Origin of the sequence: Micromonospora sp. NPDC005220 (assembly GCF_040607895.1) — a bacterium.
Lineage (GTDB): Bacteria > Actinomycetota > Actinomycetes > Mycobacteriales > Micromonosporaceae > Micromonospora.
On record NZ_JBEXHP010000051.1, the window covers coordinates 1 to 22,239 of the forward strand.

Below are 22,239 nucleotides of genomic sequence, written 5' to 3' on the forward strand. Positions count from 1 at the left end.
GGCGGTCAGGCTTGATCCCTGCGCCGGGCGCGGCGGGCCCCCGCCCCCGTCGTGGTTCCGGGTCGTGCGAGGGCGCCGCCGCCGTCGGTGGTTATTGATCTTGGGGGTTCTCGGTCGACGTTGGGTCTTCTGTCTGGGGTGACGTTGGGTCTTCGGTCTGGGGTGGGTGGGTTACCAGCCTCTGGCTTTCCACTGGGGGAGGGCGGGGCGTTCGGCGCCCAGGGTGCTGTCCTTGCCGTGGCCCGGGTAGAACCAGGTGTCGTCCGGTAGCTGGTCGAACAGCTTCTGCTCGACGTCGCCGATCAGCGCCGCGAAGCGCTCCGGGTCCTTGTCGGTGTTACCCACACCACCGGGGAATAGACTGTCGCCGGTGAAGAGGTGCGGGGTGCCGGCCGGGTCGCGGTAGAGCAGCGCGATCGAACCCGGGGTGTGCCCCCTGATGTGGATGACCTCCAGTGCGCAGTCGCCGACCGGCACGGTGTCGCCGTCGGCCAGCCGCTCCGCCTCGATCGGCAGGCCCTCCGCGTCGTCGGCGTGCACCAGCGCCCGGGCGCCGGTCTTGGCGACGACCTCCTCCAGCGCCACCCAGTGATCCATGTGCTGGTGGGTCGTCACCACGGCGGTGAGCCCACCGTCACCGATCAGTTCGAGCAGCCGGGGTGCCTCGTTGGCGGCGTCGATCAGCACCTGATCGCCGGTGCCCGTGCAGCGCAGCAGGTAGGCGTTGTTGTCCATCGGGCCCACCGACAGCTTGCTGATGGTCAGCCCGTCCAGCTCCCGAACCGCCGGTGCGCCGCCGTGCGTGACGTCTCCGCTGTATGTCATGACGTTTCTAAATCCATTCCGGTGGAGTAGGCAGGGGACCGTCAGGGATGACGGAGAGTGGGGCGCCGTCGGCGCGGCCGATCAGCCAGGCGGCGAGGTCGGGGGCGGGGCCGGCGACGATCGGGGCGCCGCCGCGCTCCCCGATCACCACCTCGTGCTCGCTGCCGTCGAGGCGGAGCACCATCGACGGCGGTGTCGGCCCCATGGCGTGATGGCTGGCCGCCTCGCGCAGCAGTCGGTGGGCGAACGTGTCCGACCAGTCCGCGGCCCGGTAGTCGGCGGCCAGGTCGAGGTGGTGCACCTCGATCTCCCGCAACCGGCCCCAGACCAGCAGCGCCGCCGGCCACGGACCCTTCCGCGTCTGCACCGTCGTTGCCCAGGCCTCGGCCGGCATCGCCGCTACCGCCTCGGCGAACAGGTCGGCGGTGCGCCGCAGGTCGTCCAGGTGCTCGGCCGGTGGCCGGCCCGCACCGGCTTCGATGTCCGCCGTGCGGGCCTCCAGTGAGGCGTACATCGGCAGCGCCTCCCCGGTGCGGGCCGCGGTGAGCAGGTTGACGAAGCCGTCGGCGTTGCGCGCCAGATGCGCCAGCACGTGGCCGCGCGTCCAGCCCGGCAGCAGCGACGCGGCGGCCAGGTCCGCGGCGTCGAAAGAAGCGGCGGTACGGAGTAGTCGGCTGGTGGCCGCGTCCACCTCGCCCATCAGCAGCAGCGGATCCGTGGTCACCCGTCGACCCTAGCGGTCCGCCGTCGCGCCGTCGCCGGGGAAATCGCTTTCGGCGCGTCGGCGCGCGACCTACCGTCAGCGGCAGACGCGGCACCGGGACATCGGACGGAGGTGGTGATCATGCCGGACGTGGCACGCGTGTTCCGCCATCACCAGCTTCGACACCGATGAGGATGCCATGACGATCGATCTGACCGCCCTCGGCTGGGACGCCGAGCGGACGGCGTACGCCGCGCGCCGCGGCGAGCACCAGCCGGGTCGGGTGGCCCGGGTGGACCGGGGGGTCTGCACGGTGCTGACCGCACTCGGCCCGGTCCGGGCCAGTCTGGGCGGGGCGGTGCTGACCGTCGCCGCCCGGGACCCGTCCGCGCTGCCCTGCGCCGGGGACTGGGTGCTGCTCACCTACTGGCCGGACCGCCGGATCACCGTGCAGGCGGTGCTGCCACGGCGCGGCGCGCTGATCCGACGTACCGCCGGCAAGGACGCCAGCGGCCAGGTGCTGGCCGCCAACCTCGACGCCGCCGCCGTGGTGGAGCCGGTGCACCCCGAGCCGGACGTGGGCCGGATCGAGCGGCTGCTCTCCCTGGCCCACGAGTCCGGCGCCCGGCCCCTGGTCGTCCTGACCAAGGCCGACCTCGCGGCCAACCCGACCGCGCTGGCCCGCCAGCTGGCCGCGGTCGCTTCCGGCGTGCCGGTGCTGCCGGTCAGCGCCGAACTCGGCCTCGGGCTGGACCCGCTGCGCGCCGAGGTGACGCCCGGCCGCACTCTCGGCCTGCTCGGCCCGTCCGGTGCCGGCAAGTCGAGCCTGGTCAACGCCCTGGTCGGGGCGGTGATGATGCCCACCCAGGCGATCCGGCGGGTGGACGGCAAGGGTCGGCACACCACCACCTGGCGGGCCCTGGTACCCATCCCCGGTGGCGGGGCGGTGATCGACACCCCCGGGGTGCGGGCGGTCGGCCTGCTGGACGGCGCGGCCGGGCTGGACCGGGCGTTCGCCGACATCGCCGGGCTGGCCGAGGGCTGCCGGTACGCCGACTGCGGCCACGACGGCGAGCCCGCCTGCGCGGTCCGGGAGGCGCTGCACACCGGCGAGCTGTCCACCCGTCGGTGGGAGAGTTGGCGGCGGTTGCAGGGTGAGGTGGCCCACGAGAGCCGCCGGCGGGAGACCCGGGTTGCGGCGGAGCGGCGCGGCGGGTGGCGTTCGGCCCGACGGCGGGCCACGCGTCCGCCGGCGCCCGGCGGCTACTGAGCGGGCGTCGGCCGGCGGCCCGTGCGGGGCTTACGGGTGGTGGGGTGCGCGGGGCTTACCGGCGGGGCGGCCGACCGGGCTGAGCTGGGGGAATGTGCGGGCGCGGAAAACTGTCACACCTCGGGGCTAGAGTTGCCGAGGCGTGTTTTCCGCGCCCGCACGACCGCTCGAATTCACCCAGAGCGGGACAGATCCTTCGCTTCGTCTTCTCCCGGGAGTACACGCACCGTGGCCGACCGACTGATCATCCGTGGCGCGCGCGAGCACAACCTGCGTGACGTCAGTCTCGACCTGCCCCGGGACGCACTCATCGTGTTCACCGGGCTGTCCGGGTCGGGCAAGTCGAGCCTGGCCTTCGACACGATCTTCGCCGAGGGGCAGCGCCGCTACGTCGAGTCGCTCTCGTCGTACGCCCGGCAGTTCCTCGGCCAGATGGACAAGCCAGACGTCGACTTCATCGAGGGCCTGAGCCCGGCCGTCTCGATCGACCAGAAATCCACCTCGCGTAACCCGCGCTCGACCGTCGGCACCATCACCGAGGTCTACGACTACCTTCGTCTGCTCTACGCCCGCATCGGTGAGCCGCACTGCCCGGTCTGTGGCGAGCGCATCTCCAAGCAGAGCCCGCAGCAGATCGTCGACCGGGTCCTCGCCATGGCCGAGGGCACCAAGTTCATGGTGCTCGCCCCGGTGATCCGCGGCCGCAAGGGCGAATATGTCGACCTCTTCGCCGAGCTGCAGGCCAAGGGCTACGCCCGGGCCCGCGTCGACGGCGTGGTGTACCCGCTGACTGAGCCCCCCAAGCTCAAGAAGCAGGAGAAGCACACCATCGAGGTGGTGATCGACCGGCTCACCGTCAAGCCGAGCGCCAAGCAGCGCCTCACCGACTCGGTGGAGGCCGCCCTGGGCCTGTCCAGTGGCCTGGTCCTGCTCGACTTCGTCGACCTTCCCGAGGACGACCCGGACCGCGAGCGCCGCTACTCCGAGCACCTGGCCTGCCCCAACGACCACCCGCTCGCCATCGAGGATCTCGAGCCGCGGGTCTTCTCCTTCAACGCGCCCTACGGCGCCTGCCCCGAGTGCACCGGCCTGGGCACCAAGAAGGAGGTCGACCCGGAGCTGCTGGTCCCCGACCCGGAGCGCAGCCTGCGCGAGGGCGCGATCCAGCCCTGGTCCACCGGGCACAACCTGGAATACTTCCTGCGCCTGCTGGAGGCGCTCGGCGAGGCCCAGCACTTCGACATCGACACCCCGTGGCGGGCGTTGCCGGCACGGGCGCAGAAGACGATCCTGCACGGCTCCGACGACCAGGTGCACGTGCGCTACCGCAACAAGTACGGCCGGGAGCGCTCCTACTACACCGGCTTCGAGGGCGTGGTGCAGTGGATCGAGCGCCGGCACTCCGACACCGAGTCGGAGTCGTCCCGCGACAAGTACGAGGGCTACATGCGCGACGTGCCGTGCGCGGCGTGCGGGGGCGCCCGGCTCAAGCCCGAGGTGCTCGCTGTCACGCTGGCCGGCAAGAGCATCGCCGAGGTCTGCAACCTCTCCGTGGGGGAGTGCGCCGACCTGCTCGCCGGCATCGAGTTGACCGACCGGCAGAAGATGATCGCCGAGCGGGTCCTCAAGGAGATCAACGCCCGGTTGCGGTTCCTGCTCGACGTCGGCCTGGACTACCTCTCCCTGGACCGCCCGGCCGGCACGCTCTCCGGCGGCGAGGCGCAGCGCATCCGACTGGCCACCCAGATCGGCTCCGGCCTGGTGGGCGTGCTCTACGTGCTCGACGAGCCGTCGATCGGGCTGCACCAGCGCGACAACCACCGGCTGATCGAGACCCTGATCCGGTTGCGCGGGCTGGGCAACACGCTGATCGTGGTGGAGCACGACGAGGACACCATCCGGGTCGCCGACTGGATCGTCGACATCGGGCCCGGCGCGGGCGAGCACGGCGGCAAGATCGTGCACAGCGGTTCGGTGCCGGCGCTGTTGAAGAACAAGGAGTCGATCACCGGGGCGTACCTGTCCGGCCGACGGTCGATCCCGACGCCGACCGGCCGCCGCGCCCAGGATCCGGACCGCGAGCTGGTGGTGCACGGGGCGCGGGAGCACAACCTGCGCAACCTGACCGTCTCGTTCCCGCTGGGGCAGCTGATCGCGGTCACCGGGGTCAGCGGCTCGGGCAAGTCGACGCTGGTCAACGACATCCTGTACGCGGTGCTGGCCAACCAGATCAACGGCGCCCGGCTGGTGCCCGGCCGGCACACCCGGGTCTCCGGTCTGGAGCACGTGGACAAGGTCGTCGGCGTGGACCAGTCGCCGATCGGCCGGACGCCGCGCTCCAACCCGGCCACCTACACCGGTGTCTGGGACCACGTCCGCAAGCTCTTCGCCGAGACCACCGAGGCCAAGGTCCGCGGATACGGCCCGGGGCGGTTCTCGTTCAACGTCAAGGGTGGCCGCTGCGAGGCGTGCTCGGGCGACGGCACCATCAAGATCGAGATGAACTTCCTGCCCGACGTGTACGTCCCCTGCGAGGTCTGCAAGGGCGCCCGGTACAACCGGGAGACCCTGGAGGTGCACTACAAGGGCAAGACCGTCTCGGACGTGTTGGAGATGCCGATCGAGGAGGCCGCCGAGTTCTTCTCCGCCATCCCGGCCATCCACCGGCACCTCAAGACGCTCGTCGACGTCGGCCTGGGGTACGTCCGCCTCGGCCAGCCCGCGCCGACCCTCTCCGGCGGCGAGGCGCAGCGGGTCAAGCTGGCCTCCGAGCTGCAGAAGCGCTCCACCGGGCGCACGGTCTACGTGCTCGACGAGCCGACCACCGGTCTGCACTTCGAGGACATCCGCAAGCTGCTGATGGTCCTCGAGGGCCTGGTCGACAAGGGCAACACGGTGATCACCATCGAGCACAACCTCGACGTGATCAAGACCGCCGACTGGCTGATCGACATGGGTCCGGAGGGTGGCCACCGGGGCGGCATGGTGCTCGCCACCGGCACCCCGGAGGAGGTCGCCGAGGTGGCGGAGAGCCACACCGGCCAGTTCCTGCGCGGGGTGCTCAAGCTCGACGGCGAGGCCAAGGGCGCGGCGGCTGCCACCACCCGGGCCGCCAAGGCCAACGGCGCTACCAAGGCGCGGACGACCCGCAAGGTGCCGGCCGGCGCGCGCTGACCTCTGCGTTCTGCGCGGGGCGGGTCGGACGGCGATCCGCCCCGCCCCTTTCGCCGTGTCGAACAGGTGCCGGGTGAACTATCCGGCACAGTTGCCCGTGGAGAGAAGTGTGGCCGGCTTTGGACCGGCGCACTGGGCGAGAGAGAGGCGAGGCATGAGCGACGATCAGGCGCTGACCGGACCGGGTACGCAGACCCGTCGTACCCTGCTCACCGGCGTCGGGGCGGTCGGCGCGGCCGTCGTTCTGGCTGCCTGCGGAAGCGACGACGGCAGCGGCGGCGGCAGCGGCAGCGGCTCGCCCACCAGCGGTGGCCCCGCCGTTCCCAGCACCGGTGATGCCGGCGGCGGCGACCGGAAGAATGCCCAGTCGCTGGCCACCACCGCCGACATCCCGGTCGGCGGCGGCAAGGTCCTCGCCGCCGAGGGCGTGGTCATCACCCAGCCCGTGGCCGGCCAGTTCAAGGGCTTCAGCCCGATCTGTACGCACCAGAACTGCCCCGTCACGAACGTCGACGGCGGCACCATCAACTGCACCTGCCACAACAGCAAGTTCTCGATCGAGGACGGCTCGGTGAAGGCCGGCCCGGCCACCAAGCCGCTGCCGCCGAAGGACATCAAGGTCACCGGCGACCAGATCTCGCTGGCCTGACCCCACCCGGGCCCGCCCGCCGTGCGCTGGCCGACCGCCGCGCGTCTTGCGTTGGCAGGCTCGGGCCGCGCGCTGCAAGATCGACTCGCGTTCCGGAAGTCGGGTGTCGTCGGCTCGCTGACACCCCGACTTTCGGGACGCCGAGTTGATCACGCGACTGCGGTGGGCTGTCGGTGCTGCGGACTAGGCTTGCTGGTGTGGCTGACCCCTCGACCTACCGTCCCGCACCCGGCACCATCCCGGAGCTACCGGGGGTCTACCGCTTTCGCGACGGCACCGGCCGGGTGATCTACGTCGGCAAGGCGCGAAACCTGCGCAGCCGGCTCAACTCCTACTTCGGCGACGTGTGGAACCTGCACGAGCGCACCCGGCAGATGGTCACCACCGCCGAGTCGGTGGACTGGATCACCGTCGGCACCGAGGTCGAGGCGCTCCAGCAGGAGTTCACCTGGATCAAGCAGTACGATCCGCGGTTCAACGTCCGCTACCGCGACGACAAGTCGTACCCCTATCTCGCCGTCACCCTCGACGAGGAGTACCCACGGCTGCAGGTGATGCGCGGCGCCAAGCGCAAGGGCGTGCGGTACTTCGGTCCCTACTCGCATGCCTGGGCCATCCGGGAGACCCTCGACCTGCTGCTGCGGGTGTTCCCCGCGCGGACCTGCTCCGCCGGCGTGTTCAAGCGGGCCGGCCAGGTCGGCCGCCCCTGCCTGCTGGGCTACATCGGCAAGTGCTCGGCGCCGTGCGTCGGCACCGTCTCCGCCGACGAACACCGGGCCATCGTCGACGGGTTCTGCGACTTCATGGCCGGGCGCACCGACACCATGGTCCGCAAGATCGAGCGCGAGATGACCGAGGCGAGCGAACAACTGGAGTTCGAACGGGCCGCCCGGCTGCGCGACGATGTGGCCGCGCTGCGCCGGGCCATGGAGAAGCAGACCGTGGTGCTCGGTGACGGCACCGACGCGGACGTCGTCGCGTTCGCCGACGACCCGCTCGAGGCGGCCGTCCAGGTCTTTCACGTCCGCGACGGCCGGGTCCGCGGCCAGCGCGGCTGGGTGGTGGAGAAGACCGAGGACCTGACCACCGGCGACCTGGTACACCACTTCTGCACCCAGGTGTACGGCGGCGAGCACGGTGAGGCCGACGTCCCTCGCGAACTGCTGGTCCCCGAACTGCCCGCGGACGCCGACGCCCTCGCCGCATGGCTCTCCAACCACCGGGGCAGTCGGGTGTCGCTGCGGGTGCCGCAGCGTGGCGACAAGCGCTCACTGATGGAGACGGTGGAGCGCAACGCCAAGGACGCGCTGGCCCGGCACAAGCTCAAGCGTTCCGGTGACCTGACCACCCGGGGCAAGGCCCTGGACGAGATCAGCGAAGCGCTGGGCATGAGCACCTCACCGCTGCGCATCGAATGTTTCGACATCTCCCAGATCCAGGGCACCGACGTGGTCGCCAGCATGGTGGTCTTCGAGGACGGGCTGCCCCGCAAGAGCGAATACCGGCGGTTCATCGTCCGGGGCGCGACCGACGACCTCTCCGCGATGTCCGAGGTGCTCCGCCGTCGCTTCGCCCGCTACTTGGACGCCAGGGCCGAGACGGGCGAGGTGGGCGTGGAGTCCGCCGACGACCCGGCCGCGCCCGGAGGCGCCACGGATCCACAGATCGGCATCCTGATCGACCCGACCACCGGCCGACCACGAAAATTCGCGTACCCGCCACAGTTGGTGGTCGTCGACGGCGGCGCCCCACAGGTAGCGGCCGCCGCGCAGGCACTCGCCGACCTGGGCATCGACGACGTGGCCCTGTGCGGGCTGGCCAAGCGGCTGGAGGAGGTGTGGCTCCCGGACGACGAGTTCCCGGTCATCCTGCCGCGCACCTCGGAGGGGCTCTACCTGCTGCAACGGGTGCGCGACGAGGCCCACCGGTTCGCTATCACCTTCCATCGGCAGCGCCGCTCCAAGCGGATGACCGAGTCGGCGCTGGACCACGTCCCCGGCCTGGGTGAGGTGCGGCGCAAGGCGCTGCTGCGGCACTTCGGCTCGCTCAAGCGACTTTCGGCCGCAACGGTCGAAGAGATCACCGAGGTGCCGGGGGTGGGCCGGCGCACCGCCGAGGCGATCCTGGCCGCCCTCGACAAGGACTCCAAGGCCGCCGACGGCGCGGAGGCGAAGCCCAACGCCTGAGCGCTGTCCTCGCTCGGCCCGGCTCGCCTGTTCACGCTGACTGCGGTCGTTTTGTCTGACGCTGGGCGGTTACCGCCCGCATGATCGTGCTCGATCCTTGTTGTAGTGGCCTCCTCCGCGTGGGGAGGGGCCTCTTTCCTGGATCGAGCACGATCTTGGGCGGGCGTGGTGCTTCGTTGGCCGGTGGAGGTTGGTCGAGATCTGCGCAAGGCGGCGTCAACCGGACAAAGGTCTTGATCGACTCGGTTTTCATGAAGTCGGGGTATCCCCGGCACCCGGACACCGCGACTTCCAGGAACCCGAGTCGATCACGCCGTGTTGGCCGTGGTGTCCGGTCGTCAGGTCGGCGGGGCGAGCGGATTGTCGGGTTTGGCCGGGGGTGTCGGGTGGTCGGGGCCACCCCGGGGGCGGAATCGTGGGCCGGGCGGGGTCGTTATACCTGGCACGCCACCGCGACTGTCCAGGTCGTGGGGCGCGGGCCTCGCCGGGAACACCCGACGGGCCACCCCGGTTACATCCCCCGCACGGCCGAGCACCACCACCGGCCGACCCGCAGGCAGGCGGAACCAGCCGCCCCCCGGGGCTTTCGGAACCAGCCGCCCCCTGGGCTGGCGGAATGATCCGCCGCCGCGAACCGTTACACCCCGTCCCGACGCCGACCCTCTCAGCGGGTCGCCGGGCACCACCACCGCACGAACTTCCCCGCACCACCACCCACCCCCGGGTCTGATGTGCGGCACCCCCGACAGGCAGAGGAGCACGCCATCATGCGTACCGATCTGATCCGTAAGACCGCCCTGACCGCTGCTGGTCTCGCCTTCACCGGCGGCGCCATCGCCGGCCCCGTCACCACCGCCTTCGCCGCCCCGAACACCAGCAAGCCGGCGTCGCAGGCGCAGACCGACCGCAAGGACCACGGTGAGCGTCAGTTGGGTGTGCGCTACGAGGCGCAGCCGAACTTCTACTACTGCGGCCCCGCCGCCGCCCGTAACGCCCTGTCCGTGCAGGGCAAGGACATCAGCGTCGACGCCATGGCCAAGGAGATGGGCACCACCGAGGCCGGCACCAACTCGATCAACGACATCACCCCGGTGCTGAACAAGGAGACCGGTAAGGCCGACGCCTACCACTCCGTCGAAATCTCCAGCCCGAACGCTGACGGCACCCAGACCGACAAGCTGCGCGCCGACGTGGTGAAGACGGTCGACGACGGCCGGGCCGTGGTCGCGAACATCGCCGGCACCACCACGGACACCGACGGTGGTATCCACTCCTTCGAGGGCGGGCACTACATCAGCGTCGTCGGTTACCGCGACGGCGGGAACGTGGTGAAGATCGCCGACTCCGCCGACCCGAACACCGCCTCCTACGAGGTCACCGTCGAGCACCTCGCCGACTGGATCGCCACCCGCGGCTACGCCACCAGCTGAGCACCACCCGCACAGCACGAACCGACAGGGCCGGACCCCACCACGGGGCCCGGCCCTTCGGCGTGCCGTCAGTCGGTGGCGAGGACGGCCAGGATCTGCTCGCCGTACTTGGCGAGTTTGTTCTCGCCGACCCCGCTGACCCGGGACAGGTCGGCCAGTGTGCTGGGCGCGTCGCTGGCGATCTGTCGCAGCGTGGCGTCGTGGAAGATCACGTACGCCGGGACGCCCTGCTCCTTGGCGGTGGTCGCCCGCCAGCCGCGTAGCCGCTCGAACAGCGACGCGGCGGCCGGGGTCAGCTCGGCCACGACGGTGGATGCGCCGCGCGGCTTCGATGAGCGGCTCGACGCCGGCTTCTCCGGCTCGCGGCGCATGGTGACCGTACGGCGGCGGCCGAGGACGTCGGCGCTGGCCTCGGTCAGCGCCAGCGTGCCGTAGTCGCCCTCCACGGCGAGCAGCCCTTCGGCGAGCAGTTGCCGGACCACGCCCCGCCACTCGGCCTCACTGAGCTCGGCGCCGATGCCGAAGACGGTCAGCGAGTCGTGACCGTACTGGCTGATCTTGTCGGTCTGCTTGCCGAGCAGGATGTCGATGCAGTGCCCGGCGCCGAAGCGCTGGTTGCGTTCGCGGTCGAGGCGGAAGACGGTGGAGAGCAGCTTCTGGGCGGCGACGGTGCCGTCCCAGGACTCCGGTGGGGTGAGGCAGGTGTCGCAGTTGCCGCAGGCGGCCGTCGTCGTCTCGCCGAAGTATTCGAGCAGTTGGACCCGACGGCAGCGCACCGTCTCGCAGAGGGCGAGCATCGCGTCCAGGTGCGCGGCCAGGTTGCGGCGGTGGGCGAGGTCTCCGTCGGACGTTTCGATCATCTTGCGCTGCTGGACGACGTCCTGGAGCCCGTACGCCAGCCAGGCGGTGGACGGCAGGCCGTCACGGCCGGCGCGGCCGGTTTCCTGGTAGTAGCCCTCGACGGATTTGGGCAGGTCGAGGTGGGCGACGAAGCGTACGTCGGGCTTGTCGATGCCCATGCCGAAGGCGATGGTGGCCACCATGACCAGGCCGTCCTCGCGCAGGAAGCGCTGCTGGTTGGCGGCGCGGGTGCCGGCGTCCAGGCCGGCGTGGTACGGCAGCGCGGCGACCCCGTTGGCGGTGAGGAACTCCGCCGTCTTGTCGACCGAGGCCCGGGACAGGCAGTAGACGATGCCGGCGTCGCCGGGGTGCTCGTCGCGCAGCAGGGTCAGCAACTGCTTGCGGGGCTCCCGCTTGGGCACGATCCGGTACTGGATGTTGGGCCGGTCGAAGCTGGCCACGAAGTGCCGGGCGTCGTCGAGCTTGAGCCGGGTCGCGATCTCGGTGCGGGTGGCGCTGGTCGCGGTGGCGGTCAGGGCGATGCGGGGCACCTGCGGCCAGCGTTCGTGCAGCATCGACAGCGCGAGATAGTCGGGGCGGAAGTCGTGCCCCCACTGGGACACGCAGTGCGCCTCGTCGATCGCGAACAGGGAGATGCGCCCCCGGTCCAGCAGGGCGAGGGTGGACCGGACGCCGAGCGCCTCCGGGGCCAGGTAGAGCAGGTCCAGCTCGCCGGCGACGAAGGCGGCCTCCACCCGCCGCCGGGCGTCCAGGGTCTGGGTCGAGTTGAGGAAACCGGCGCGTACGCCGACCGCGGTGAGGGCGTCCACCTGGTCCTGCATGAGCGCGATCAGCGGCGACACGACGACAGCGACCCCGTCGCGGACCAGGGCGGGGATCTGGTAGCACAGGGACTTGCCGCCACCGGTGGGCATCAACACCAGCGCGTCGCCGCCGGCGACCACGTGGTCGATCACGTCCTGCTGGAAGCCACGGAACGCGTTGTAGCCGAAGACCCGGCCCAGCACGTCCAGGGCGCCGGAGGCGGTACGCAGGTCGGTGGGAGAAGCCATCCGGGGAGTCTACGAGCCGACGCCGACAGCATCGTCCCCACGCCGCCCCGGCGCGTCCACCCCACCGCGACCGTTACTGCCCCGTCGCGCCGTCTCCGTCGCCCCAGCAGAGCCCGCCGATTCCGGCCGCGCTGTGGAAGCCGGGGTGTCCGTTGACGTCCATGCAGACTTCGTTGTCGGGGCCGCTCCGGCCGCAGAAGACCGGCTCGACGTGGTGCCAGGTGTCGGCCCGGGACAGCAGCGCGGCCTCGGCGGCCACCTCGGGACGCAGGGTCGTCAACCCCTCCGTGTAGACGACGGCCTGGTCGCGGGCCTCCATCAGGTCGGTCGCCAGGTAGGACAGGTGCAGCGTCCAGCGCCGGCCCGCCGGCCGCTCGCGCTCCGCCGGATCCAGAGAGATGAGGTACGACGACAGAGCCTCCGGCTTCGCCAACGCGAACGCGATGGCGGCCCGGACCCGCTCGGACACGTCGGCCCGGTCGAGCAGAGCGGTCAGGTCGTCCTGGACGTCACGGGGTCGCCGTGGCTCCCGCTCCCAACGAGACGATCGCTTTTCCGTCACGATTCCCTGCCTCTCCGTAGCGGATGCTCACCAAAGCCTGGACCAGGCGCGCAAAAAATGCAACGTCGCTATTTTTCGGGAACAGATGCTTGATCCGTGCTCGCTCCTAGGCAAGAATCAATCACTCAGAGTGGAGATGGATGTGGCGATGGCGCAGGTGCCCAGTCCGACGATCAGGGCCCGCCGGCTGCGGCGCGAGTTGCGCCGGCTGCGGGACCGCACCGGGCACACCGCCGAGGAGGTAGCCAAGATCCTCGGCTGGCACCGCACCAAGGTCATCCGCTTCGAACTCGGGCACTCGCGGGTGATGCCCAAGGACCTGCCTCCGTTGCTCGACCTCTACGACGCATCAGGGGACGAGCGAGAGTCGCTGACCGCGTTACTCCGGCAGTCGCGCCAGAAGGGGTGGTGGAGCGCGTACGGCGACGTGCTGCCGGACGACTTCGTCGGCTTCGAGGCGGAGGCGAGTTCGATCAGCGCGTTCGAGTGTCTGTACGTTCCCGGCCTGTTGCAGACGGAGGAGTACGTCCGCGCGATCGTCAGAGCGGGCCGCAGCACCGCCGATCAGGACGAGACCGACCGAGTTGTGGCGGCGAGGCTCGCCCGCAAGGCCCTGCTGTCCCGTGACCTGCCGCCATCGTTGTGGGCAGTGTTGGATGAGGCGGCGGTCCGACGGGTGGTCGGCGGACCGAAGGTCATGCACGCGCAGCTCACCCGCCTGATCGAAGCGTGCGCCATGCCCTCGGTCGAGATCCAGGTCCTGCCGTTCTCCGCCGGGGCGCACGCCGCGATGGCCGGAGCCTTCACCCTGCTGGACTACGCCGACCCGGTGCTTGACCCGGCCGTGGTGTACCTCAGCAACGACTCCAGCACCCTGTTGCTGGAGGAGGATCGGCAGGTCGCCCGATATAGACTCATGTTCGACCACCTCCGGGCCAAAGCACTCGACCCTGACCGGTCTGCGGACCTTCTTGCGCGGATCGCTGCCGAGGTTCCGGACTGAATCCGAGACCTTGGAGCGCTGCCGATGACCCATGCGGAGCTTGCACGGGTTTCCTGGCACAAGAGCAGCCGTAGCGGCGCGAACGATTCGAACTGCGTCGAGGTGGCCGTACTCTCGGACGGGCTGGCGGTCCGCGACTCCACGGACCCGGGCGGGGCGACGCTCGTCTTCGGCCGGGCCGCTTGGTCGTCGTTCGTGACGGCCCTGCGGCGCGACCCGCGCGCCTGACCCCGCAACCGCGAGGTCCCCGGCAACACCCACACGAGAGATCTTGGAAGGAATCCGCCCGCGCAGGGGCCGATTGATTCCAAGATCTCTTGTCTGGGGGTTGTCGCGCCCAATTCCGCTGCACGGAATCCACGGGTGCCTTTCTCGACGGGCGTGCCCGGGGGCGGGTACGCCGGCCGAGCGCGCGGTCAGCTCGGGAGGGCGACCGGCGGCCGCCCCGCCGGCCTCCGACCGGCCCGGGTACCCGACCTGTCCCGGGCGGCGGGATAGAGTCGCTGATTGACCAATCGCGGCCGAGGGCGGCCGCGGCGCCACGGCTTGGGGGTACGGGTGAGCGAGGCGCGCACAGCCGGTGACCGGATCGACGGCCCGGATGCCGATGACGAGCAGGTGGCGGCCGAGTCGGAGACCACCCTCGTGGTGGTCACCGGCCTCTCCGGGGGTGGCCGCAGCACTGTCGCCCGGGCGTTGGAGAACGTCGGCTACTACGTCGTGGACAACCTGCCGCAGGCCCTGATGTTGGACATGGCCGAGCTGGCGTTCAAGGCGGGTGGCGCGGCTCGGCGTACCGCGATGGTGCTGGACGTGCGGTCGCGGGCCTTCTCCACCGACCTGGCCGGGGCGATCCGGGAGCTCAAGGAGCGCGGGTTCTCGCCCCAGGTGGTCTTCGTCGACGCCGACGACGAGGTGCTGATCCGGCGGTTCGAGAGCGTTCGGCGTTCGCACCCGTTGCAGGGTGACGGGCGGCTGGCCGACGGCATCGCCGTGGAGCGCGGCCTGCTGGAGGAGGCCCGCGACCAGGCCGACGTGATCATCGACACCAGCCACCTGAACGTCAACCAGCTTCGGCGGCGTATCGAGGAGCTGTTCGGCGGCGAGGACGCCCGCCGGCTGCGGCTCACCGTGCTGTCGTTCGGCTTCAAGTACGGCCTGCCGCCGGACGCCGATTTCGTGTTGGACGCCCGCTTCCTGCCCAATCCGTACTGGGTGCCGGAGCTGCGGGAGCACACCGGGCGGGAGGAGGCGGTCAGCGCGTACGTGCTGGGTCAGGAGGGTGCGGACGCCTTCGTGGCCGCGTACGCCGACCTGGTCAACGCCACCACGACCGGCTTCGAGCGGGAGGGCAAGCGGTACCTCACGGTCGCTGTGGGCTGCACCGGTGGGAAGCACCGCAGCGTGGCCATCGCCGAGGAGTTGGCCAGCCGACTGCGTCACTCCGGGCTGGCGGCGAACGCCCAGCACCGCGACCTGGGGCGGGAATGACGGCCCGGCGGGTGGTGGCGTTCGGCGGCGGGCACGGGCTGTCCGCCTCGTTGCGGGCGCTGCGCCACTGCGCCCCGGAACTCGACCTCGACATCACCGCGGTGGTGACGGTGGGTGACGACGGCGGCTCCAGTGGTCGGCTGCGGGCCGAGCGGGGTGGCCTGCCACCGGGAGATCTGCGCCAGGCGCTGGTGGCGTTGGCCGGGGATCACCCGGCCACCCGGCGCAGCGCCGGGCTGTTTCAGCACCGCTTCGCCGCCGTACCGGTGGGCGTACCCCGATCCGGGGCGACCGACCCGGGCCCGGCGGCGGGCGACGACCCGGACCGGCACGGCGCGGCCCCGCGCGGCACCGACGGGGCGGCAGCTGAGACCGACGGAGTACGGGCCGGCACCGACCGGGCGGCGGCCGGGACCGACGGTCTGACCGGGCACGCGGTGGGCAACCTGGTGCTCTGCGGCCTGATGGAGCTGCTCGGCGACCCGGTTGCCGCGCTGGAGCACGCCGGCGCGATGCTCGGCGCGGTGGGCCGGGTGTTGCCGATGTCGCGCCAACCGGTCGGGATCGAGGCGCGGGTACGCGGCGTTGACCCGGCCGCCCCCGACGAGGTGCGCACGGTGAGTGGCCAGCACCAGGTGGCCGTGACCACCGGGCGGGTCGAGTCGCTGCGCCTCACCCCGAGCGCCCCACCGGCCTGCGCCGAGGCCATCGAGGCGATCCGGGCAGCCGACTGGTTGATCTTCGGGCCGGGCAGCTGGTACACGAGTGTGCTTCCGCACCTGCTGGTACCGCAGTTGGCCGACGCGATCGTGTCCAGCTCGGCCCGGCGGCTGGTCACGCTGAACCTGGCCGCGGAGAAGGAGACCCTCGGGCTCTCCGTCGCCGACCATCTCGCGGCGCTGCACTGGTACCTGCCCGAGCTGAAGGTGGATCTCGTGCTCGCCGATGCCAAGGCGGTGGGTGACCCCGAACCGGTCGAACGTGCGGCAGAATCGCTGGGTGCCCGCCTGGTCCTCGCCCCCGTCGCCATTGTCGACGGGACTCCCCGCCATGATCCGGCTGCCCTGGGCGCCGCGCTGGTGCCTGTCCTGGGCGCCGATCGTTAGACACGTACGTAATCTCCGGCGACACGCCGGAACAGGTCCGTGAGGGGACGCACAATGGCGATGACGGCCGCGGTCAAGGACGAGCTGAGTCGGGTCGACGTGCCCAAGCCCTGCTGCCGGCGGGCGGAGATGGCCGCGCTGCTGCGCTTCGCCGGCGGGCTGCACATCGTCTCCGGCCGTGTGGTGGTGGAGGCTGAACTGGACACCGGGGCGGTTGCCCGGCGGCTGCGCCGGGAGATCGCCGAGGTTTACGGCTACCCCAGTGAGATCCACGTGCTGGCCTCCGGTGGGCTGCGCAAGGGCAGCCACTTCATCGTGCGGGTGGTCAAGGACGGCGAGGCCCTGGCGCGGCAGACCGGTCTGCTCGACGTGCGGGGCCGCCCGGTGCGCGGGCTGCCCCCGCACGTGGTGGCGGCGAACGTCTGCTGCGCGGTCTCCGCGTGGCGGGGCGCGTTCATGGCGCACGGCTCGCTCACCGAGCCCGGCCGGTCCAGCGCGCTGGAGATCACCTGCCCGGGGCCGGAGTCGGCGTTGGCGCTGGTCGGCGCGGCCCGCCGGATCGGCATCACCGCGAAGAACCGCGAGGTACGCGGGGTGGACCGGGTGGTCGTCAAGGACGGGGACGCGATCGCCGCGCTGCTCACCCGGATCGGCGCGCACTCCAGCGTGCTGGCCTGGGAGGAGCGCCGGGTACGCCGCGAGGTGCGGGCCACCGCCAACCGGCTCGCCAACTTCGACGACGCCAACCTGCGCCGTTCGGCGCGGGCTGCGGTGGCCGCCGCCGCCCGGGTCACCCGCGCGCTGGAGATCCTCGCCGACGAGGCGCCCAACCACCTGACCGACGCCGGGCGGTTGCGCCTGGAGCACCGGCAGGCGTCGCTGGAGGAGTTGGGCGCGCTGGCCGACCCCCCGCTGACCAAGGACGCCATCGCGGGGCGGATCCGCCGGCTCCTGGCGCTGGCCGACAAGCGGGCCCGCGACCTTGGCATCCCGGATACCGAAGCGGCCGTCACGCCCGACATGCTCGTGGTCTGATAGGACGGTGGGGCCGCACGGTGCGCCCGGGAGCGCGACCCGGCGCAGCGTGGTCTCGCGCGCTCGGATAAGGTCGCTGAGTACGGCAAGGGGGCCGACACCCGGCACCTCTCGTCGTGCCCACCGCCTCGGGCGGTCAGGTCCTCAGACCGCGCGGCGGGGTGGCCGAGATGAACCGTCGACGGCCGGCTCCAACGGTCGGCGCACACCATTCCCGCCGGCCCGTTGTCTGAAGCCGGCGGACCAGAACGCGAGGAGATGGGACCTGTGACCATCCGGGTTGGCATCAACGGCTTCGGCCGAATCGGCCGTAACTTCTTCCGGGCAGTGCTGGCGTCTGACGCCGACGTCGAGGTCGTGGCGGTGAACGACCTGACCGACAACGGCACGCTCGCCCACCTGATCAAGTACGACAGCATCCTCGGTCGCCTGCCGTACGAGGTCAAGGCCACCGCCGACGAGATCACTGTCGGTGGCAAGACCATCAAGGCGTACGCCGAGAAGGACCCGTCGAAGCTGCCGTGGGGCGAGGTCGGCGCCGACGTCGTCATCGAGTCGACCGGCTTCTTCACCGATGGCACCAAGGCGAGGGCGCACATCGACGGCGGGGCCAAGAAGGTCATCATCTCCGCTCCGGCGAAGAACGAGGACGTCACCGTCGTCATGGGTGTCAACCACGACACCTACGACCCGGCGAAGCACACCATCATCTCCAACGCCTCGTGCACCACCAACTGCCTCGCCCCGATGGCGAAGGTCCTGCACGACACGTTCGGCATCCAGCACGGTCTGATGACGACGATCCACGCGTACACCCAGGACCAGAACCTCCAGGACGCGCCGCACTCGGACCTGCGTCGGGCCCGCGCCGCCGCGCTGAACATCGTGCCGACCTCGACCGGCGCCGCCAAGGCGATCGGCCTGGTCCTGCCGGACCTCAAGGGCAAGCTCGACGGGTACGCACTGCGGGTGCCGATCCCGACCGGTTCGGTCACCGACCTCACCGTCAACGTGGGTCGTGAGACCACCGTGGACGAGGTCAACGCCGCGCTGAAGGCCGCCGCGGACGGCCCGCTCAAGGGCATCCTGGTCTACAACGAGGACCCGATCGTCTCCACCGACATCGTGACCGACCCGGCGTCGTGCATCTTCGACGCGCCGCTGACCAAGGTCGTCGGCAACCAGGTCAAGGTCGTCGGCTGGTACGACAACGAGTGGGGCTACTCCAACCGGCTCGTTGACCTCGTCAAGCTGGTCGGTTCGTCGCTGTGAGCATCCGGACCCTCGACGACCTGCTCGCCGAGGGGGTGTCGGGTCGGCGCGTGCTGGTGCGCGCCGACCTGAACGTCCCGCTCGACAAGCAGACCGGCGCGATCACTGACGATGGGCGCATCCGCGCGGTGCTGCCGACCCTCGGCGCGCTGGTCGAGGCCGGCGCGAAGGTGGTCGTCTGTTCGCACCTGGGCCGCCCGAAGGGCGCTCCGGACCCGCAGTTCAGCCTGGGCCCGGTCGCCGGGCGGCTCGGTGAGCTGCTCGGCGCGCCGGTGCACTTCGCCACCGACACCGTCGGTGACTCCGCCCGCTCCACCGTCGCGGACCTGGCCGACGGCCAGGTCGCCCTGCTGGAGAACCTGCGTTTCAACGCCGGTGAGACCAGCAAGGACGACGCCGAGCGGGGTGCCTTCGCCGACCAGCTCGCGTCGTTCGGCGACGCGTACGTGGACGACGCGTTCGGTGCCGTGCACCGCAAGCACGCCAGCGTCTTCGACGTGCCGGCCCGGTTGCCGCACGTCGCGGGCCGGCTGGTGCTGCGTGAGGTCGAGGTCCTCTCCAAGCTCACCGGTGACCCGGAGCGCCCGTACGTGGTGGTGCTCGGTGGGTCGAAGGTGTCCGACAAGCTCGCCGTGATCGAGGCTCTGCTGCCCACTGTCGACCGGCTGCTCATCGGTGGCGGGATGTGCTTCACCTTCCTCAAGGCCCAGGGCCTGGAGGTGGGCACCTCGTTGCTGGAGAAGGACATGGTCGAGACCTGCCGCAACCTGCTGGAGCGGTCCGGCGGCAAGATCATGCTCCCGGTCGACGTGGTGGTCGCGGACGCGTTCGCCCCGGACGCGGCGCATGACACGGTCCGGGTCGACGGCATTCCGAGTCACCGGCTGGGTCTGGACATCGGCCCGGAGACGGTTGCCGGCTTCGCCGCCGCGCTGTCCCAGGCGAAGACGATCTTCTGGAACGGCCCGATGGGCGTGTTCGAGATGCCGGCCTTCGCGGCGGGCACCCGGGGGGTCGCCGAGGCGATCACCAAGGCCGACGCGTTCAGCGTCGTCGGCGGCGGTGACAGCGCAGCGGCGGTCCGTGCCCTGGGGCTGGACGAGTCGTCGTTCGGGCACATCTCCACCGGTGGTGGCGCCTCCCTGGAATACCTCGAGGGCAAGACCCTCCCCGGCATCGCGGCCCTGGAGAACTGAATGTCGAGCACCACCCGCCGGCCGTTGATGGCCGGCAACTGGAAGATGAACCTCAACCACCTTGAGGCCAACCTGCTGGTGCAGAAGCTGGCGGCCAGCCTCACCGAGAAGCAGCTCACCGAGGTCGAGACGGTCGTGCTGCCGCCCTTCACCGCCCTGCGGACCGTGCAGACCGCGGTGGACGGCGACAAGCTGCTGATCGGCTACGGCGGGCAGGACCTCTCCCCGCACACGGCGGGCGCGTACACCGGGGACATCTCCGGGCCGATGCTGGCCAAGCTCGGCTGCACCTACGTGGTGGTCGGGCACTCCGAGCGGCGGGCCTACCACCACGAGGACGACGCGCTGGTCAACGCGAAGGTGAAGGCGGCGCTCACGCACGGCCTGACCCCGATCCTGTGCGTGGGGGAGGGGCTCGACGTGCGCGAGCAGGGCACCCACGTGGCGCACTGCTCCGACCAGCTCGACGGGGGCCTCGCCGGGCTCACCCCCGAGCAGGTGCGGCAGGTCGTGATCGCGTACGAGCCGGTCTGGGCGATCGGCACGGGCAAGACCGCGACCCCGGACGACGCCCAGGAGGTCTGTGGGGCGGTGCGGCAGCGGCTGGCGGAGCGCTTCGGCCAGGAGACCGCCGACCAGGTTCGGGTCCTCTACGGCGGCTCGGTCAAGGCGTCCAACGTCGCCTCGATCATGGCCCAACCGGACGTGGACGGGGGCCTGGTGGGGGGCGCCAGCCTGGACGCGGAGGAATTCGCTCAGATCTGCCGGTTCCCGGAGCACCTCGCCCGCTGATCGCTCGGTATCCTGGACACCGCCCGTCCGCCGGTCGGTGCCGCCGTGCCCGATCAGACCGGGCGAGGATCGCTACGAGAGGAACTGACCCAAGCCATGCCGATCTGGTTCGCATACACGTTGATCGTGTTGCTGGTCATCACGAGCATTCTGCTCACCATGCTGATCCTGCTGCACCGCGGCAAGGGCGGCGGTCTGTCGAGCATGTTCGGCGGTGGCGTCAGCTCCAGCCTCGCCGGCTCCTCGGTCGCGGAGAAGAACCTGGACCGCTACACCGTTCTGGTGAGCGTCGTCTGGTTTGCCGCGATCATCGGGCTCGGGCTCTGGCTGCGCCTCCAGATGAACAGCGGCGCCTGAGCAGGCTCAGTAAGTCGTACAATCTGCGCGCGGTTCGTCACCCGACGGGCCGCGCGCAGGCTTTTCTCCGCTGCACCGCGTCGCCCGCCGCTCAACCCCCGAAGACGGCGGGTCCCCTCCGACGACAGGAGCGAGCAGCCGTGCCGAGTGGCAACGTTATCCGGGGAGCCCGGGTCGGGTCCGCACCCATGCGCCCGGACGAGCGGCACCAACCCGCCCCCCGACAGGACGTCACCTACTGGTGCCGTAACGACCACCGGGTCGACATCCGGATCGCCGCGGACGTCGAGCCGCCACCCCTGTGGGACTGCCCCCGCTGCGGCCTGCCCGCCGGCCGGGACGCCCAGAACCCGCCGGGCCGGGTCCGCGCCGAACCGTACAAGAGCCATCTGGCGTACGTGAAGGAGCGGCGCACCGCCGAGGAGGGCGAGGCCCTGCTGAACGAGGCGCTCGCCGCTCTGCGTCGCCGGCGCGGCGAGTAGCGGAGCCGCGCTCAGCGCAGGCTGCGCAGCTTCGCCGGTACGTCAGCTGCCGCCGCCCGGTCCAGCAGCCAGCGGGTGCGGTGCACGCCGTGCACGCCGGCCGCCGGCAACTGCACCGGCCCGGCGCCGGCCAACGCCATGCCCACCGCGCGAGCCTTGTCGGCCCCGGCGGCCACCAACCAGACCTCCTCGGCCGTGTTGATCGCCGGCAGGGTGAGCGTGGTCCGCGTCGGCGGCGGCTTGGGGCTGCCCCGCACCGCGCTGACCGGCCGGGTCTCGTAGCCGACCGGGTGCTCGGGGAAGACCGAGGCCACGTGGCCGTCCTCGCCGACGCCCAGCATCAGCACGTCGAAGTGCGGCAGAGTGGCGTGCCCGGGACGGGCGGCGCGGGCCAACTCCTCCGCGTACGTGGCAGCCGCCGCCTCGGGGTCGTTGCCGGCCGGGCCGTCCGAGGCCGGCATCGGGTGCACCCGGGCCGGGTCCAGCGGCACCACGTCCAGCAGGGCGGCGCGGGCCTGGGTCTCGTTGCGGTCCGGATCACCGGCGGGCAGGAACCGTTCGTCGCCCCACCACACGTCGACCCGGGACCAGTCCACCGCGTCGCGGGCCGGCAGGTTCGCCACCGCCAGGTACACGGCCGCGGCGACCCGCCCGCCGGTGAGCACCACCGAGGCTTCCCCCCGGTCGGCCTGGGCGTCGAGCAGCTTCACCAGCAACCGGGCCGCCACGGCCTGCGCCAGCAGGTCGGCGTCGGCGTGGACGGCGACACTCGCCTCACTCATGGTTGCGCCTT

The 22,239-nt window shown here is 71.2% G+C and carries 20 protein-coding genes; 15 read left to right on the top strand and 5 right to left on the bottom strand.

The window, feature by feature from the left end; all coding sequences use genetic code 11:
- Positions 1–171: 171 nt before the first annotated feature.
- Together ABZU52_RS19445 and ABZU52_RS19450 are read right to left on the bottom strand one after the other, a co-directional pair.
- Positions 172–825 (bottom strand): MBL fold metallo-hydrolase, encoded by a 654-nt coding sequence (locus ABZU52_RS19445; RefSeq protein ID WP_354972402.1) that lies wholly within the window; start codon positions 823–825, stop codon positions 172–174.
- Between the two features lie 7 nt (positions 826–832).
- Positions 833–1,549 (bottom strand): maleylpyruvate isomerase family mycothiol-dependent enzyme, encoded by a 717-nt coding sequence (locus ABZU52_RS19450; protein WP_354972403.1) that lies wholly within the window; start codon positions 1,547–1,549, stop codon positions 833–835.
- A 178-nt stretch (positions 1,550–1,727) separates the two neighbouring features.
- Between ABZU52_RS19450 and rsgA the strand changes: the two genes are divergently transcribed.
- From rsgA to ABZU52_RS19475, 5 genes are all read left to right on the top strand, one after another.
- The gene (rsgA, locus tag ABZU52_RS19455; protein WP_354972404.1) at positions 1,728–2,798 is read left to right on the top strand and encodes a ribosome small subunit-dependent GTPase A; all 1,071 of its coding nucleotides are present in this window, start codon (positions 1,728–1,730) and stop codon (positions 2,796–2,798) included.
- 228 nt (positions 2,799–3,026) lie between these two features.
- Positions 3,027–5,972, top strand: coding sequence for an excinuclease ABC subunit UvrA (gene uvrA, locus ABZU52_RS19460; RefSeq protein ID WP_354972405.1), 2,946 nt, complete (start codon positions 3,027–3,029; stop codon positions 5,970–5,972).
- A 154-nt stretch (positions 5,973–6,126) separates the two neighbouring features.
- Positions 6,127–6,621 carry a Rieske (2Fe-2S) protein gene (locus ABZU52_RS19465; protein WP_354972406.1) on the top strand — a complete coding sequence of 165 codons (495 nt, stop codon included), beginning with the start codon at positions 6,127–6,129 and terminating at the stop codon, positions 6,619–6,621.
- Between the two features lie 197 nt (positions 6,622–6,818).
- Complete coding sequence (gene uvrC / locus ABZU52_RS19470; protein ID WP_354972407.1) at positions 6,819–8,807, top strand: excinuclease ABC subunit UvrC; 1,989 nt, start codon at positions 6,819–6,821, stop codon at positions 8,805–8,807.
- Between the two features lie 767 nt (positions 8,808–9,574).
- Positions 9,575–10,237 carry a C39 family peptidase gene (locus tag ABZU52_RS19475; RefSeq protein WP_354972408.1) on the top strand — a complete coding sequence of 221 codons (663 nt, stop codon included), beginning with the start codon at positions 9,575–9,577 and terminating at the stop codon, positions 10,235–10,237.
- A 68-nt stretch (positions 10,238–10,305) separates the two neighbouring features.
- Here ABZU52_RS19475 and recQ read toward each other — a convergent pair whose 3' ends face one another.
- Positions 10,306–12,150, bottom strand: coding sequence for a DNA helicase RecQ (recQ, locus tag ABZU52_RS19480; protein WP_354972409.1), 1,845 nt, complete (start codon positions 12,148–12,150; stop codon positions 10,306–10,308).
- A gap of 73 nt (positions 12,151–12,223) precedes the next feature.
- Entirely contained in the window at positions 12,224–12,712 is a 489-nt protein-coding gene (locus tag ABZU52_RS19485) for a hypothetical protein (protein ID WP_354972410.1), read from the bottom strand.
- Positions 12,713–12,860: 148 nt separating this feature from the next.
- Between ABZU52_RS19485 and ABZU52_RS19490 the strand changes: the two genes are divergently transcribed.
- The 10 genes from ABZU52_RS19490 (at position 12,861) to ABZU52_RS19535 (ending at position 21,446) form a co-directional block, all read left to right on the top strand.
- Positions 12,861–13,715 carry a helix-turn-helix transcriptional regulator gene (locus ABZU52_RS19490; protein WP_354972411.1) on the top strand — a complete coding sequence of 285 codons (855 nt, stop codon included), beginning with the start codon at positions 12,861–12,863 and terminating at the stop codon, positions 13,713–13,715.
- Between the two features lie 24 nt (positions 13,716–13,739).
- Positions 13,740–13,943 carry a DUF397 domain-containing protein gene (locus ABZU52_RS19495; protein ID WP_354972412.1) on the top strand — a complete coding sequence of 68 codons (204 nt, stop codon included), beginning with the start codon at positions 13,740–13,742 and terminating at the stop codon, positions 13,941–13,943.
- 360 nt (positions 13,944–14,303) lie between these two features.
- Positions 14,304–15,206, top strand: a complete 903-nt coding sequence (gene rapZ, locus ABZU52_RS19500; protein WP_354972433.1) for an RNase adapter RapZ — start codon at positions 14,304–14,306, stop codon at positions 15,204–15,206.
- A complete protein-coding gene (locus ABZU52_RS19505; RefSeq protein ID WP_354972413.1) occupies positions 15,203–16,312 on the top strand; it encodes a 2-phospho-L-lactate transferase CofD family protein in 1,110 nt (369 codons plus the stop codon). Before rapZ ends, ABZU52_RS19505 begins: the two co-directional genes overlap by 4 nt.
- A 54-nt stretch (positions 16,313–16,366) precedes the next feature.
- Entirely contained in the window at positions 16,367–17,347 is a 981-nt protein-coding gene (whiA, locus tag ABZU52_RS19510; protein ID WP_030337350.1) for a DNA-binding protein WhiA, read from the top strand.
- A gap of 267 nt (positions 17,348–17,614) precedes the next feature.
- Positions 17,615–18,619, top strand: coding sequence for a type I glyceraldehyde-3-phosphate dehydrogenase (gap, locus tag ABZU52_RS19515; RefSeq protein WP_354972414.1), 1,005 nt, complete (start codon positions 17,615–17,617; stop codon positions 18,617–18,619).
- A complete protein-coding gene (locus ABZU52_RS19520; RefSeq protein ID WP_354972415.1) occupies positions 18,616–19,815 on the top strand; it encodes a phosphoglycerate kinase in 1,200 nt (399 codons plus the stop codon). The genes gap and ABZU52_RS19520 overlap by 4 nt, the downstream gene beginning before the upstream one ends.
- On the top strand, positions 19,816–20,607 hold the full coding sequence (tpiA, locus tag ABZU52_RS19525) for a triose-phosphate isomerase (RefSeq protein ID WP_354972416.1): 792 nt from the start codon (positions 19,816–19,818) through the stop codon (positions 20,605–20,607).
- 96 nt (positions 20,608–20,703) lie between these two features.
- On the top strand, positions 20,704–20,964 hold the full coding sequence (gene secG, locus ABZU52_RS19530) for a preprotein translocase subunit SecG (protein WP_238661170.1): 261 nt from the start codon (positions 20,704–20,706) through the stop codon (positions 20,962–20,964).
- Between the two features lie 140 nt (positions 20,965–21,104).
- A complete protein-coding gene (locus ABZU52_RS19535; RefSeq protein ID WP_354972417.1) occupies positions 21,105–21,446 on the top strand; it encodes an RNA polymerase-binding protein RbpA in 342 nt (113 codons plus the stop codon).
- Positions 21,447–21,457: 11 nt separating this feature from the next.
- On the opposite strand, the gene pgl is transcribed toward ABZU52_RS19535, so the two are convergent.
- Positions 21,458–22,228, bottom strand: a complete 771-nt coding sequence (pgl, locus tag ABZU52_RS19540) for a 6-phosphogluconolactonase (RefSeq protein WP_354972418.1) — start codon at positions 22,226–22,228, stop codon at positions 21,458–21,460.
- Positions 22,229–22,239: the final 11 nt, after the last annotated feature.